The 13679-nt window shown below is 52.1% G+C and carries 12 protein-coding genes; 11 read left to right on the top strand and 1 reads right to left on the bottom strand.

Annotation, left to right across the window (positions count from 1 at the left end):
• Positions 1-7: 7 nt before the first annotated feature.
• The 11 genes from MWC30_RS13240 (at position 8) to MWC30_RS13190 (ending at position 12435) form a co-directional block, all read left to right on the top strand.
• Positions 8-1201 carry an ABC transporter substrate-binding protein gene (locus tag MWC30_RS13240; protein ID WP_244084669.1) on the top strand — a complete coding sequence of 398 codons (1194 nt, stop codon included), beginning with the start codon at positions 8-10 and terminating at the stop codon, positions 1199-1201.
• Positions 1180-2226 carry a lipopolysaccharide heptosyltransferase II gene (gene waaF, locus MWC30_RS13235; protein WP_244084668.1) on the top strand — a complete coding sequence of 349 codons (1047 nt, stop codon included), beginning with the start codon at positions 1180-1182 and terminating at the stop codon, positions 2224-2226. The genes MWC30_RS13240 and waaF overlap by 22 nt, the downstream gene beginning before the upstream one ends.
• Positions 2223-3998: a lipid A export permease/ATP-binding protein MsbA gene (gene msbA / locus MWC30_RS13230; RefSeq protein WP_244084667.1), complete on the top strand. Its 1776-nt coding sequence runs from the start codon at positions 2223-2225 to the stop codon at positions 3996-3998. The genes waaF and msbA overlap by 4 nt, the downstream gene beginning before the upstream one ends.
• Positions 3999-4059: 61 nt before the next feature.
• Entirely contained in the window at positions 4060-4980 is a 921-nt protein-coding gene (locus MWC30_RS13225) for a lysophospholipid acyltransferase family protein (protein WP_244084666.1), read from the top strand.
• A 246-nt stretch (positions 4981-5226) separates the two neighbouring features.
• A complete protein-coding gene (waaC, locus tag MWC30_RS13220) occupies positions 5227-6240 on the top strand; it encodes a lipopolysaccharide heptosyltransferase I (protein WP_244084665.1) in 1014 nt (337 codons plus the stop codon).
• Complete coding sequence (locus tag MWC30_RS13215) at positions 6241-7431, top strand: O-antigen ligase (protein ID WP_244084664.1); 1191 nt, start codon at positions 6241-6243, stop codon at positions 7429-7431.
• A gap of 86 nt (positions 7432-7517) precedes the next feature.
• The gene (locus tag MWC30_RS13210; protein ID WP_244084663.1) at positions 7518-8267 is read left to right on the top strand and encodes a glycosyltransferase family 2 protein; all 750 of its coding nucleotides are present in this window, start codon (positions 7518-7520) and stop codon (positions 8265-8267) included.
• Positions 8264-9055: a glycosyltransferase family 2 protein gene (locus MWC30_RS13205; protein ID WP_244084662.1), complete on the top strand. Its 792-nt coding sequence runs from the start codon at positions 8264-8266 to the stop codon at positions 9053-9055. Before MWC30_RS13210 ends, MWC30_RS13205 begins: the two co-directional genes overlap by 4 nt.
• A gap of 186 nt (positions 9056-9241) precedes the next feature.
• Positions 9242-10192, top strand: coding sequence for a glycosyltransferase family 2 protein (locus MWC30_RS13200; RefSeq protein WP_244084661.1), 951 nt, complete (start codon positions 9242-9244; stop codon positions 10190-10192).
• Positions 10193-10549: 357 nt separating this feature from the next.
• Positions 10550-12046, top strand: coding sequence for a glycosyltransferase family 39 protein (locus MWC30_RS13195; RefSeq protein WP_244084660.1), 1497 nt, complete (start codon positions 10550-10552; stop codon positions 12044-12046).
• A gap of 116 nt (positions 12047-12162) precedes the next feature.
• On the top strand, positions 12163-12435 hold the full coding sequence (locus tag MWC30_RS13190) for a hypothetical protein (RefSeq protein ID WP_244084659.1): 273 nt from the start codon (positions 12163-12165) through the stop codon (positions 12433-12435).
• A 215-nt stretch (positions 12436-12650) separates the two neighbouring features.
• Here the strand turns inward: MWC30_RS13190 and MWC30_RS13185 are convergent.
• Positions 12651-13679, bottom strand: a 1029-nt coding sequence (locus tag MWC30_RS13185; RefSeq protein ID WP_244084658.1) for a hypothetical protein, incomplete at its 5' end; no start/stop codon positions are given.

Raw genomic sequence — 13679 nt, 5'->3', positions numbered from 1 at the left:
GAAAGCAATGATGAACAGACTTCTACTGAGGGCGCGTTGGATCAGTCTCGTGGGATTGTTGGTGCTGCTCCCCTGGTGCCTGCCGCCTCCGTCGGCGGCCGAGGAGCCCATCAAAATCGGAGCGTTTTTCGCCCTCTCCGGTCCCGCCGCCACCATTGGAACTCCCACCAAGCTCGTCGCTCAGATGGTTGTGGACAAGATCAACAAAGAGGGCGGAATCCATAAACGCCCCATCGAACTGGTAGTGGGCGACACGGAAAGCGATCCCACCAAAGCGCTCATGGAAGCCAAGCGCCTTGTGGAGAAGGAAAAGGTCATCGCCCTCATCGGCCCCACGCGAACGGATGAAGGGATGGCGGTCAAATCCTACATTGAAGACACCGCCCATATTCCCATTGTCATGACCATCGGGGGAGACCCCGTGATCGCCGGTGGAAAATTCGGCCCGTTCCGCTGGACATTCAAGACGCCTCAACGCACGGCCGTGGCAGTGAAAAAGACATATGAAACGCTTCAGGCTCAAAAGATCACTAAGATCGCTCTGCTGACTGCTACAGACGGGTTCGGCAAAGACGGGCTCAATGCTCTGAAGGACCTGGCCCCTCAGTTTAGCCTGGAAATTGTCGCTGAAGAAGCGTTTGGGGTGACGGATACGGACATGACCCCGCAGCTGGTCAAGATCAAAGCCAGCGGCGCCCAGGCCGTCATCTGCTGGACCATCGGCCCGGCGGGAGCCCGCGTGGCCAAGAACGTCAAGCAATTGGGGCTTACCATTCCCCTCTATCAGTGCCATGGGCAGCCCGATCCCAAGTATATTGAGCTTGCGGGTGTAGCCGCCGAGGGAAGCATCATGCCCTCCACGAAGCTCATGGTGGTGGACCAGCTCCCGGAGACCGATCCTCAAAAAGCCGTCATCAAAGAATTCGTCGCTCTTTATACGAACACCTATCACTACGATCAGCAGTACCCCATCAATACACACTCAGGGTATGCCTGGGATGCCATCTATCTCCTGGCCGGCGCCATGCGACAGGTGGGAACCGATCCTGAAGCCCTGCGCGCGGCCATCGAGCAGACTCGGGGTTACGTGGGCATCAGCGGCATTTACAACCTGTCTGCGGAGGATCACAACGGGCTGGGAACGGATTCCATGGTCATGGTAAAGGTTGAAAAGGGTAAATGGCTTCTGCTGCAGCCCTAGACACAAATAATATCCATAAGATTTTGATCCGTTCCACCAACTGGATCGGGGACGCCGTCATGACGACTCCCGCCATGGGAGCCGTCCGGGCGGCTTTTCCCCGGTCCGAGCTGGTCGTTTTGGCCTCCCCCCTTGTTTCGGAGCTCTTTTCTCCGCATCCCTCCTGCGACCGTGTGGTGATTTACGACAAGAAAGGAATCCACCGCGGAGCAAAGGGGTTATGGCGGCTTGCCTCCACGCTGCGTCATGAACGCTTCGATCTGGCTCTTCTCTTTCAAAATGCACTGGAAGCAGCGGTCATTGCATTTCTCTCCGGGATCCCCCGCCGGGCGGGATACCGGACGGACGGCCGCGGCTTTCTGCTCACACACGGCATTCCCCTGGGGAGAAGGGAACGTGCACTGCACCATACGGAGTATTACCTGAATTTATTAAAAAAACTCAATATTTCCGGAGGAGATGGGCACCTGAAGCTTTTTTCCACGGAGGAAGAACTAGAGCGGGCTCGAACCTGGTTGGAAGACGGGCGCTGGATGGCCATCAATCCAGGTGCAGCCTATGGCTCCGCCAAACGCTGGCTCCCCGGGCGCTTTGCCGCCGTGGGGGATGCTCTCGCCCGGGAATACGGAGCCCGCATCCTTCTCACGGGAGGGCCTGCAGAGCGGGAACTGGGGCGGGACATCGAGGCGGCCATGCAATCCAGGGCCCTCAACCTCATCGGAAAAACGTCCGTGCGTGAGATGATGGCACTCCTCTCCCAATGCGCGTGCCTGGTGACCAATGACTCCGGTCCCATGCATGTGGCGGCCGCCTATTCCGTTCCCATCGTGGCCCTGTTCGGGCCAACGGATTCCACGACGACATCTCCGCTCTGTTCGCACTTCCAGCTGGTGCGCAAGCCTGTTGAGTGCGCTCCCTGCCTCAAACGACAATGCCCCTCGGATCACCGCTGCATGGAGGCCATCCAGGTGGACGATGTTCTGGATGCGGTGCGCCGGCTTTTGAAAAGGCAACAAGATTCATGAACATCTATAGACGCATGTTTCAATATGTCAAACCCCACCGGAACCGGCTGGCTCTGGCCATGGTCTGCATGATGGGCATCGCGGCCTGCACAGCGGCATCCGCCTATCTCATCAAACCGGTGCTGGACGATATTTTCATGAACAAGCAGATGGACATGCTGAAAATCCTCTCCGCGGTGGTACTGTTCATGTTCATCCTGAAGGGAGTTTGCGCCTGGGGAAATTCCTATCTCATGAATGCGGTGGGCCAGCACATCATCGCCAGGCTGCGCCAGCAGATCTACGATCACATTCAGTCGCTCTCCCTTTCCTTCTTCGACCGGACCCCCACAGGCACCCTCATGTCGCGCATCACCAATGACGTGGCGCAGATTCAGGGGGCTGTTTCCGACGCCGTCACAGGACTCCTGAAGGACTCCTTCAGCATCGTGGGCCTTGTGGGCGTCATTTTCTACCGCGACTGGAAGCTGGCCTCCATGGCCGTCATCATTCTGCCCTTCGCATTTTACCCCATCATCAAATTCGGACGCATGCTGCGCCGCTTCAGCCGCAAGAGCCAGCAGTCCATCGGCGACCTCTCGGTCATCCTCCACGAAACCCTGGGAGGCGCACGCATCGTGAAGGCCTTCGGCATGGAGGATTACGAGAGAGCACGCTTTGGGAGGGAGAACCAGAAGTTCCTGGACTACATGATGAAGTCCGTTTCCGTCAGGGCCCTCTCCTCCCCTGTGATGGAGCTCCTGGGAGGCCTGGGCATCGTTTTCATCATCTGGTACGGAGGCTACAACGTCATCATGGGGGTTTCCACACCAGGAAGCTTCTTCTCTTTCATGGCGGCCCTCCTGATGCTTTACGAACCGGTGAAACGCCTCAGCAATATGAACAACACGCTGCAACAGGGAGTCGCCGCGGCATACCGGGTTTTCGACATTCTCGATACGGAGCCGGAGATCCAGGACAAACCCGACGCTCGTATCCTGCCTCCCATTCGGCAGGGCATTCAATTGCAGCATGTTCACTTCCGCTACGGAGAGGAACCCGTCCTGCAGGACATTTCCCTGGAAGTCCCGGCAGGCAAGATCGTCGCCCTTGTGGGGGTGAGCGGATCGGGCAAGACGACCCTGGTCAATCTCATCCCCCGTTTCTACGAAGTCACGGAGGGAGCGATTCTCATCGACGGTATCGATATCCGGGATGTCACCCTCGCTTCCCTGCGCTCGCAAATCGGGATCGTGACGCAGCAATCCATCCTCTTCAATGACTCGGTGCGCAGCAACATCGCCTACGGAAGCATTCACAAGAGCGAAGAGGAGATCACCGCCGCGGCCAAGGCCGCCAACGCCTACGATTTCATCATGAAGATGCCCCAGGGGTTCGACACCTCTGTGGGAGAACAGGGAACACTTCTTTCGGGCGGTGAACGGCAAAGGCTCTGCATCGCGCGCGCCCTGCTCAAGAATGCGCCCATTCTCATTCTGGACGAGGCCACCTCGTCCCTTGACAGCGAATCGGAACTGGAAGTACAAAAAGCACTGGAGAACCTCATGGCAGGGCGCACGACGCTGGTCATCGCCCATCGCCTTTCCACCATCATGCACGCCGATCTCATCGTCGCCCTGGTCGATGGCAAGATTGTGGAACAGGGCTGTCACGAGGATTTGCTCCAAAGGAATGGGGAATATCATCGCCTTTACCACCTGCAGTTTTCCCACATGGAAGCTTCGGGCGAGCCCTTCGCCGACATTTCAAAGATGCGAGGGCGGGCAGATTGAAGTCATGCCGCTTTCGCGAGGTGATGGTTCTGGAAATAATGGCGAAAAGTCAGGATCTAATGTGAATTCAAAGAAAAGCATCGCCGAGCGCATTTTGGAGCGCATCCTGGACCGAATGGCCCGCATGCCCCGCGAGACGAACCGCAGGATAGCAGCCGCGCTGGGACGGCTCTGGTACCGCATGGACAAGCGCCATCGTAAGATTGCCCTGGAAAATCTGAAAATGGCTTTTGGGGACGAGTTGGACGAAGGGAGGCGTCAAGAAATCTGTCGGGAGGTGTTTGACCACCTGGCCCGGGTCGTGATGGAAATCCCCTACGTCCGGGCCCTGAACCACGACAACCTGGATCAGTTCGCCACCTTTCGGGGAGGAGAGCATCTGCAGGCCGCTTTGGAAAAGAAACAGGGCCTGCTTGTCGTGACATCGCATTTCGGCAACTGGGAGCTCATGGCGGTGGGATTTTCCATGCGCTATTTGCCCTTCAATATCGTGGTGCGCCCTCTCGACAACCCGTTTTTCGATCGCATGGTGGGCCAGATGCGCTGCCAGGCCGGCAACAAGACCATCCAGAAACGGGGATCGGTGCGGCAGGTGCTGCGGCTGCTCCGGAAGGGAGAGATTGTCGCCCTCCTCATCGATCAGAACACGGACTGGTACGACGCGGTCTTTGTGCCGTTTTTCAACGAACTGGCGGGAACCAACAAGGCCCTGGCCGTGCTGGCCCTGCGCACGGGTGCTCCCGTTCTCCCCGCTTACAATGTCCGCCGACCGGACGGGCGGTACGAACTGATCATCGAGCCTGAAATCCCCATTGTCAGGACGGGCGACACCACCATGGATATCGAAGAAAACACGGCCAGGTTCAACCGGGTGATTGAAGCGTACGTGCGGAGAAACCCCGAACAATGGTTCTGGGTCCACAGAAGGTGGAAAACGCGACCCTATCAGCCATGGCCGAGGCAGATCCAGGCCCACAGATGACACGAAAGGGATAAACTCAACGAAAGCAGTATCTTAGACAACACCATACAAAAAACCTCCTAAAGGGTAGCTTGCTTTGTAGGAGCGGCTTCCAGCCCCGACCACGCGCACGGCGGATTCTCCGATGTCGCGGCTGGAAGCCGCTCCTACGGTGCTGGTCGCCTGTTATTTGTGAGCTACCTTAGGCCAATCATTACCTCAATCACGATCCAATCTGCGCAAGCTGCGGATGAAAAGGTGCTCCACATGGATGTTCCCCACACCAAAATTCTCGTCATCAAGCCCAGCGCGCTTGGGGATATCGTCCACAGTCTCCCCTTCCTCTATTCCCTCAGGCAGCGCTATCCGGAGGCTGAAATTCACTGGGTGGTGGCGAGGGGGCTCCAGGGGCTGATCGAGGATCACCCCATGATCCAGCGCCTGTGGATCATCGACAAGGAGCGCTGGAAGGTGCTGTCGAAGCTCCCGGAAACCTTTGCTCAGTTGAGGCATTTCCAAGGGGGGCTCCGGCGGGAGCGGTTCGACCTGGTGATCGATCTGCAGGGTCTTTTGCGGAGCGGCCTCATGGCGTGGGCGACAGGAGCGCCTTGCCGCATAGGTTTTCGGGAAGCCCGGGAGGGCAGTCCTTTTTTTTACACGCATCGTGTCCGGGGCGGAAAGGAGATCCACGCCGTCGAGAGGTACATGAAAGTGGCCGCCTTTTTAGGCTGCGAGTCCTCTCCTCTGGTTTTCCCCCTGCCCCCCTTTCCAACCCGAACTCCCCTTGTAGAATCCCTGCCGGCAGAATATGCGGTTCTGGCCCCGTCCGCGGGAACGGAAGTCAAACGATGGCCTCCCGACCGCTTCGGCGAACTGGCCTCGCGTCTGCCCCTCCCATCGGTTGTTGTGGCAGCGAAAGGCGACATTCCACTGGCGGAGGGGGTGGCAGCCGCCTCACGGGGGAAAGCCCTTTCCCTGGCGGGCAAGACATCCATGAAAGAGCTCTTTGCCGTCATCCGCAACGCAAGATTCGTGGTATCCAATGATACGGGTCCCATGCACATCGCAGCGGCCCTGCAGGTTCCGGTTTTCGCCATTTTCGGCCCTACCAATCCCCACCGGACCGGCCCATACGGACCGATGCACACCATCATCCGGGAGGAAATCCCCTGCTCCCCCTGCTACCGGAGAAAAACGTGTGGAAAGGTGCGATGCATGGAGAACCTTTCGGTGGAACGTGTCCTCGGCATCATCCAGGCGAAGAAGGAGGCGGACCTTTAAATGCAGATGACAGCCATGCCCGTTTGGTCTAAGGCCCCCACCATCAACCGATACCTTTTGATCGCACTCAGTCTGGCGATGGTTCTCTCGGTGTCGGGTGGAACCCTTGTCGCCCTGCTCGTCATCCTTCTCTGGTGCTGCAGCGGAAATTTCACAGAGCACTTTGAAGAGATCAAAAACAACAAAGTCGCCCTGGCATTTATTGCGTTCTTCCTCTTGAATGCCCTGGGACTCATCTGGACGGAAGATTTGAAATGGGGGCTTCGTATGCTCGGGAAGGAATGGAAAATTCTCATGCTCCCGATCCTGATGACGGCCATGAAGGAAGAAGATTCGGAATATTACATCAGTGGCTTCATTGCTGCGATGACGCTAGCGCATTTGATTTCGTATCTCAATATAATGAAGGTCATTCAATTCACTCTAATGAGCCATGTCTTCTATAATGTATTGCTGGCGATCTGCATCTATTTTATTTTGAACAGGCTGATTTTTGGAAATCAATCCAGACTGTACTCTATATTGTATCTCATTCTTTTCATAAGCATGAGCATTAATATGTTTGTAACAATTGGACGCACAGGACAGGTGCTTTACTTTCTCGTTATAGTGATCATTTTGTTCCAGTATTTCGAATCCAATAGACTAAAATCGGTACTGATATCTGCATTATTGATACCTTTATTGTTCATCGCTATCTACCACACGAGCTCTGTTTTCAAGGCGCGGGTGGATGCCGTTGTGGATGAAGTTACCACTTTTAGAATGAACAGACCTTCCAAATATGTGAACGACAGAATCACTTTTTATGTCAATACAATGAACATTATTAGAAACAACCTCCTCATTGGGGTTGGAACAGGCGATTTTCCTCGTGAATATAATAAAATCAATCAGTCCCAGACACCGGATGTCGTCACCACCGTGAATCCCCACAACAATTATCTCCTGGTGCTTGCCCAGTTTGGCATTCCAGGGTTATGGATACTCCTGTCCATCTTTTATTTTCAAATCAAGTGCGCTCTGTCCACTTCAGGGCCTTCGAGACATGCAAAACTGGCTTTGCCCATCATTTTCATGACGGCCATGATGACCGATTCTTACCTCCTGGGGCATTCCACCTGTATTGTGTTCGTCTACTTGAGCGCTTTTCTGTACAAAGACTGCGGCCGCGCGGGAGCCTTCACGTAAGCCGTGTGCGCCGGCGAACCGTTTCATCGGGCATTCCGTCCTGGTTGCAGTGAGGCCGGGCAATGTCATTCATTGGAGGTCGAAAGATGGCCCACCCCATCAGCGTGACAATCCTCGTCAAGAACGGTCAGAAGCATATTGAGCGGTGTTTGACGTCTCTCAGGGAATTCGATGAAGTCATCGTCCTGGACAACGAATCCACCGACCGTACGGTGGAAATGGCGGCAGCATTTCCCAATGTAAAGATTTTTACATCGGAGTTCCTGGGCATCGGGAAGCTGAAAAATCTTGCCGCGCGGCATGCAACCCACGACTGGATTTTCAATATCGACTGCGACGAGGTCCTGACCCGGGAGGCAGTGGAAGAGATCCAGCGATTGACCCTGAAGGAAAATTGCATCTATTCCCTGCCAAGAAAAAACTTTTACCGCGAAAAGCACATCAAATGCTGCGGCTGGTATCCCGACAGGGTCCTGCGCCTCTACAACAGGCGCCATGCTTCCTACAATGATTGCCTGGTGCATGCCAGCATCGTGAGTGCCGGGACATCCCAAATCATCCCCTTGAACCACGCCATCGAGCATTTTTCATTTCACAGTGCTTCGGACTTCTTGGATAAGACTCAAAGCTATGCAAAACTTTTCGCCGTTGAAAACAGAGGCAGGAGGAAAAGCTCACCGCTGAAGGCGGTTTCACACGCCTGCTTCAGTTTTCTGAAAAACTACTTCCTTCAGAAGGGTTTTCTGTATGGCTACGTAGGCCTTTTGATCTCCGTATCCAATGCCAATGGGGTGTTCTATAAATACATGATGCTTTACGAAGAAGATCTGAAGTGAAGATTTCCCTGATCATCACCACCTATGACCGGCCTGACGCCCTGGAGCTCTCCATCCTGAGCGCATTGCGGCAGACGCGGCCCCCGGAGGAGATTCTCATCGCCGACGACGGCTCGGGGGAAGAAACAAAGCGGTGTGTGGACCGCCTGGCGGAGGACTCCCCCGTCCCCATCCATCACATCCGGCAATCCCACCGGGGGTTCCGCGCGGCCATGATCCGCAATAAGGCCATGGCCCGGGCGCAGGGAGACTACATTCTTCTGGTGGATGGAGACATGATCCTCCATAAGGATTTCGTCCAAGACCACAAAGCTGCCGCCAAGCCCGGCCATTTTTCCCAAGGCTCCCGTGTACTCATCACGGAGGAGAAGACAGTCCAGGTGCTCCGCACGCGGCAAATGGATTTTTCCCCCTTTGAACCCGGGCTCATGAACAGGAAGAACGCCTTGCGGTCTCCGTTTATGACCCGATGCTTTTCCGGCCGGAGGAAGGGATTGCGGGGCATACGGACCTGCAATTTTTCCTTCTGGATGTCGGACGCCCTCTCGGTGAATGGATTCAACGAAGATTTCGAAGGGTGGGGCCGGGAGGACAGTGAATTCGCCGCACGAATGTTGAACAACGGGGTCCTGAGGCAGGACATCAAATTTTCGGCACTTGCCTTTCATTTGTACCATCCCCGTTGCTCGTTGTCTTCCCTGTCCGTCAACGATCAGCTTCTAGAGAATACCGTCAGGAACCAACTTTCCTGGTGCGTGAACGGTATCGATCAATATCTGCGGCAGTGAGAGCTCCACCGATTTACGAGCCGGTGATTTCATTTTACGAGAATCCTTCTGCAGGACAACAAGTCCAGATGCACCATTACAAAAGAACGGCTATTTTGGAATGTTCCATCCGTCGATCGGATTCCACTTGATTTTTAAGGCTGAAGAGGACAGAAAGCGCTTATTCATTTTGGAGGTCGTTATCCCATGGACACATCATTGAAATTGAGTATTGTGATCCCCTGTTATAATGAAGAGCAGGTTATCGAGGAGACAAACAGGAGGCTGCAGCAGCTTCTGGAAGGCTGGATCCGTACTGCGCTCATCACGCATTACGAAATCATCTATGTCAATGACGGATCAAGAGACTCTACCCTAAAAAAATTGAAGGAATTGGCCAATCGAAATCAGAATATAAAAATCATATCCTTCAGCAACAACTTTGGTCACCAGGCAGCACTCACAGCGGGTCTCTATCATGCAACAGGGGATGCGGCGGTTTCCCTGGACGCCGACTTACAAGACCCGCCGGAAGTCATTGAAGAAATGATTCAGGCTTACCGGTCCGGCTCAGAGATCGTCTATGGGGTCCGCAAAGAGAGAAAAACAGACACGTTCTTCAAGCGAGCCACGGCTCTCGCCTTTTACAAACTGATGCTGTTCATGGGGGTCAACTGCTTCTACAACCATGGAGACTGCAGGCTTCTATCCCAAAGGGTCTTGCGGGAATTCAAAAAATATGAAGAAATCAATCGGTTCATTCGAGGCATAATCCCTCTGATGGGCTTCAATTACTCCATCGTCGAGTACGACCGGGAAAAACGCTATGCGGGCGAAACGAAATATCCTCTCAGGAAAATGATTTCCCTCGCCATCGAAGGGATCACGTCTTTCAGTTCCGTGCCCCTTCGCATCGCATCCTTACTGGGATTCATGATCTTCATCGGCACACTCCTGCTATCCATCTGGGTCTTGATTGTGACACTGGGCCATGCATCAGTCCCCGGATGGGCTTCTACAGTCCTGCCGGTTTATTTCCTGGGTGGGATCCAGTTGATCTTTTTTGGCATATTGGGAGAGTATATCGGTAAGATATATATGGAAGTCAAAAAAAGACCCCTTTTTATCATAAAGGAAAAATTCAACTTTGAAGATTAAATTACTTCTGATGCTGTTGTCATCTTCATTACTGGCCAGTTTTGGTCAAATATTGCTTAAAATAGGAGCGGAGCGTGCAGATTCAATCAGCAAATTCATAAATGTAAGCATATTCACGGGGCTGTGTTTTTATGGACTGAGTACTATTATGTGGATTTATGCTTTATCATTCGCCAGGCTCAATATGGTTTATGGCTTTACCACCTTAACATTTGTATTCGTATATATATTATCATTTTTTATATTAAAAGAGCCTTTAAATTTATATGGCATATTAGGAATACTATTTATAATTGTAGGTTTATATTTTATTCTTGGAAAAGGTAGCATATAAAATATTTTTAGATTGGAGATCTTTTGGAAGATAGAGAACAACACGACGAGTTGCAAGGAAACACTATATCAGCAACAGGAATTCAGGGGAACCATGTCCATTCGTTGATATGTGTTCTTTCTCTATTTTTGGGATGGTTCTTTCTGGTAGTTTTTTTCTTTGCTATTCAAAGGAATACCTATTCATATATTTGGTATTTCACTACAGGAATTCCTTTTTTGGTCGTAGCATGGTTGTGGACAGGAAGAAGCATAATATTTTTCATAGAAGGCCTGGACGAGAAGCGATTTCTTGTCTTGTGCATCACAGCATTCATCATGACACGCATCGTCTGGCTTATCTCTGTCCGTTCCATACCACACGCAGACTTTGCAACATTTGACTCCCTTGCATCTTCGCTATCAAAATATGAACCTATCAATCAACCACTACCAAGACAAGTTCTGGTCCCTGCAGGAGGGTATCCTCTCTTCCTGGGAGTATGGTATTCTCTAGTCGGACATAGTCTGTTTACTGGAAAACTCTTCAATTTATTATTAGGTGCGGCTTGCGTGCCTCTGATTTACAAACTCGCCGATCAAATTTCTACCCCATTGGTGGCAAGGATTACAACAATACTCTTTGTATTATGGCCAACCCAAATCATGATGTCTGGTGTCCTTGCCTCGGAGCACCTGGCGGTTTTCCTGGCTTTGGTTGCGTTTTATTTTCTTTTGAAAGAGGCGGCAAAACATCGTTTACGGAATGTTGTTTTTTGTGCCGTTTTTCTGGGTCTCGCATTCATTGTCCGTTATGCCTTAATCTCTGCACTCGCAGCCTCCATTTTCTTCCTCGTGCTCTCAGGCAACACTTCGAAAATTCTGAAATTGAAAATTGTGTCAGGATTGACGGCCAGTTTTCTGGCTGTTTATGCTCTTTACCTTTTGGCAATGACAATGGTCTATCACATCACCCCATTGAGCCAGGGTATGTTCAACCTGTTGGTTGGCACAAACGTGTCCGCAGCCGGCCATTGGAACAAAGAAGATGCCGAAAAATATTTCTCGTACCCCACTTTTGTTCAAGCCAACGAGTATGCACGGCAAGAAGTCTTTCAAAGGATCACTTCAAACCCTAAGGAAGCGCTTAAATTAATGGCGTACAAATCTGTGCTGACCTGGGCGGATGGCACATTTGGCTATTACTGTAGTACACTGAAATTGGCCGATAATCGTTTGACATCTCGGATTGTATCACATGAGGGATTCCTTGGCGGCGTAGCTCAATATTTTCATTTGCTGATAATTTTATTAAGTGCTGTCGGATGCTTAAAGCTATTTTACGACCGGGATATTTTCAAATACTCTCCAATTCTGCTCTTAGTGCTTTCCGGCACAGGTCTCCATAGTATTTTAGAAACCCAGGGTCGTTATAGTTATGTCATGTTTATATTTCTTTTGATCATTGCAGCTAAAGGCATCTGCAGTCTCAATTCGGCAAATCCGTCGACTCCCAATTCCTTTCAGCCTCATGAAGAGTAATAAAGGATCTGCCCATTTGCAGGTGTTCCTCTCACACGGTCCAATGAGTCACTTTTCTTTCCGGCCATGTCAACACGCATCCCAGAAAGGGTTCTTGAATTTTACCGAGGTGCTCCATGGGTACAATCAAATATTTGAAAATAGAATTCATTACGGCGTGCTTAGCGTTTGCGATGATGGCGAGCATACTCTATGTGAAACCGATCATCGGAATGGCGGACAGCGGAGATTTCGGCAGAATCATGGCTGCGACGGGACTCGGGTGGATCTCCGAAGAACCTGATCAAAAGCATTTTGACTATATCATCAGCACTTATTCCATTTCGAAATTCAAAGTGCCCTTGTCGAACCTGGAAGCCTACCCATCCTCCAGCAATTCCCGGCTCTGACCGAAAATGCACCTTACCCAGTGGCAAGAGGCAAAATCTGTCGCGGTAGGTCCCTCGGCAAGCAGGTCGTTACGGCGATTTGATGCTATGGGGTCGTCAAATACCCTGAAATCTTGAGATCGGGCTTAAAAATGGCAATAGGTCTCCCCTCTGCCACTGGGAGAAAGCCATGGAATCCGAACTGATCGTAAATTTGTCGCACATTTTCTGCCCTGTCAGGAGCTATCGGAAATGATGATGGGCTCGTTCTTCACAAATCCACAGAGGAGAGCCCGATAGAGCATTTCCATGGAATCAAGCTGAAAGCAGCAAAAAAGAGCCCGCATCCGGTCCCAGAGGAGCTTCTTCGTGCGAAGCTTCTTAAGCACCGACTGGAACAGGGCGCAACACAGTTGCTGGGCCTGATCCACAAGGAAAGCGAGCATCATGATTTTTACGAAGTTCATGCTCAGGTACTCTTTGCCCAGCCCATAGTTGTGCTCGAAATTGTAACCCTGGTTTTTGAGGGTGTTGAAGGTCTCATTTTCGATTTTCCACCGGGCACGGCCGGCTCTCATGATTCGGTAGACATTCTCTTTTTGCAGGGGAATGTCCGTAACCCAACAGAACCGTTTCGCTTCGTTGCCATTCACCTCGTAATACTCGAGCAAATTTACCAGAACATCCTGATGGGAGGCGTTAATGGGCAGTCCGTTCGCCCACCGAAAGTAGTGGAAACTGTCCTCTTTTTCCGGTTCATTCAAGATGAGCTCAGCCACCTCGCCCTTCTTGATCGCCTCATCAAAGCGAGAGAAAAGGTGGACGTGGTCGGTCTCTTTGACATTGAGAATGAAACGGCAGTTCATTTCCCCGAGAAAACGGATGTAAGGACCGTTGGGGCTGATGGCGTCCTGGGTCACGACAATCTTGAGATGGGGGTGTTCCCGGCGCAATTGTTCAATGAGTCGCCTGCTGGCATTCATCTCGCAATCGTTTTTTTCGGTGCCGTCCTGGCGCGATATGATCTCGGGAATCATGGGAATGACTTCCCGCCGCTCCGGATGAACGATGGCGGCCCCCAGCATTTGCAGGTAGTATGTGACTTTACCGGTAGAGCTCACTTTCATCATGCAGGCATCAGAGAAAAGCTTATCCGAGGAGAAATAGCCCGTACCGTCCATGGGCATGAGGTAACCTTCTTCGAGATAAAGCATTTTTTCGAGGGCCTTGCCCCTTTGCAGTGCGGCATAGACAGCGTTGTGGGC

The sequence above is a fragment of the Desulforhabdus sp. TSK genome, assembly GCF_022836495.1.
In the GTDB taxonomy this organism is placed as follows: domain Bacteria; phylum Desulfobacterota; class Syntrophobacteria; order Syntrophobacterales; family Syntrophobacteraceae; genus Desulforhabdus.
This window is presented reverse-complemented; position numbering and strand designations above follow the sequence as displayed.

Excerpts from the sequence above, each read along its gene's own strand:
- MWC30_RS13240 (WP_244084669.1), top strand. The coding sequence starts at position 8 with ATGATGAACAGACTTCTACTGAGGGCGCGTTGGATCAGTCTCGTGGGA.
- waaF (WP_244084668.1), top strand. The coding sequence starts at position 1,180 with ATGGCTTCTGCTGCAGCCCTAGACACAAATAATATCCATAAGATTTTG.
- msbA (WP_244084667.1), top strand. The coding sequence starts at position 2,223 with ATGAACATCTATAGACGCATGTTTCAATATGTCAAACCCCACCGGAAC.
- waaC (WP_244084665.1), top strand. The coding sequence starts at position 5,227 with ATGGATGTTCCCCACACCAAAATTCTCGTCATCAAGCCCAGCGCGCTT.
- MWC30_RS13215 (WP_244084664.1), top strand. The coding sequence starts at position 6,241 with ATGCAGATGACAGCCATGCCCGTTTGGTCTAAGGCCCCCACCATCAAC.
- MWC30_RS13210 (WP_244084663.1), top strand. The coding sequence starts at position 7,518 with ATGGCCCACCCCATCAGCGTGACAATCCTCGTCAAGAACGGTCAGAAG.
- MWC30_RS13200 (WP_244084661.1), top strand. The coding sequence starts at position 9,242 with ATGGACACATCATTGAAATTGAGTATTGTGATCCCCTGTTATAATGAA.
- MWC30_RS13190 (WP_244084659.1), top strand. The coding sequence starts at position 12,163 with ATGGGTACAATCAAATATTTGAAAATAGAATTCATTACGGCGTGCTTA.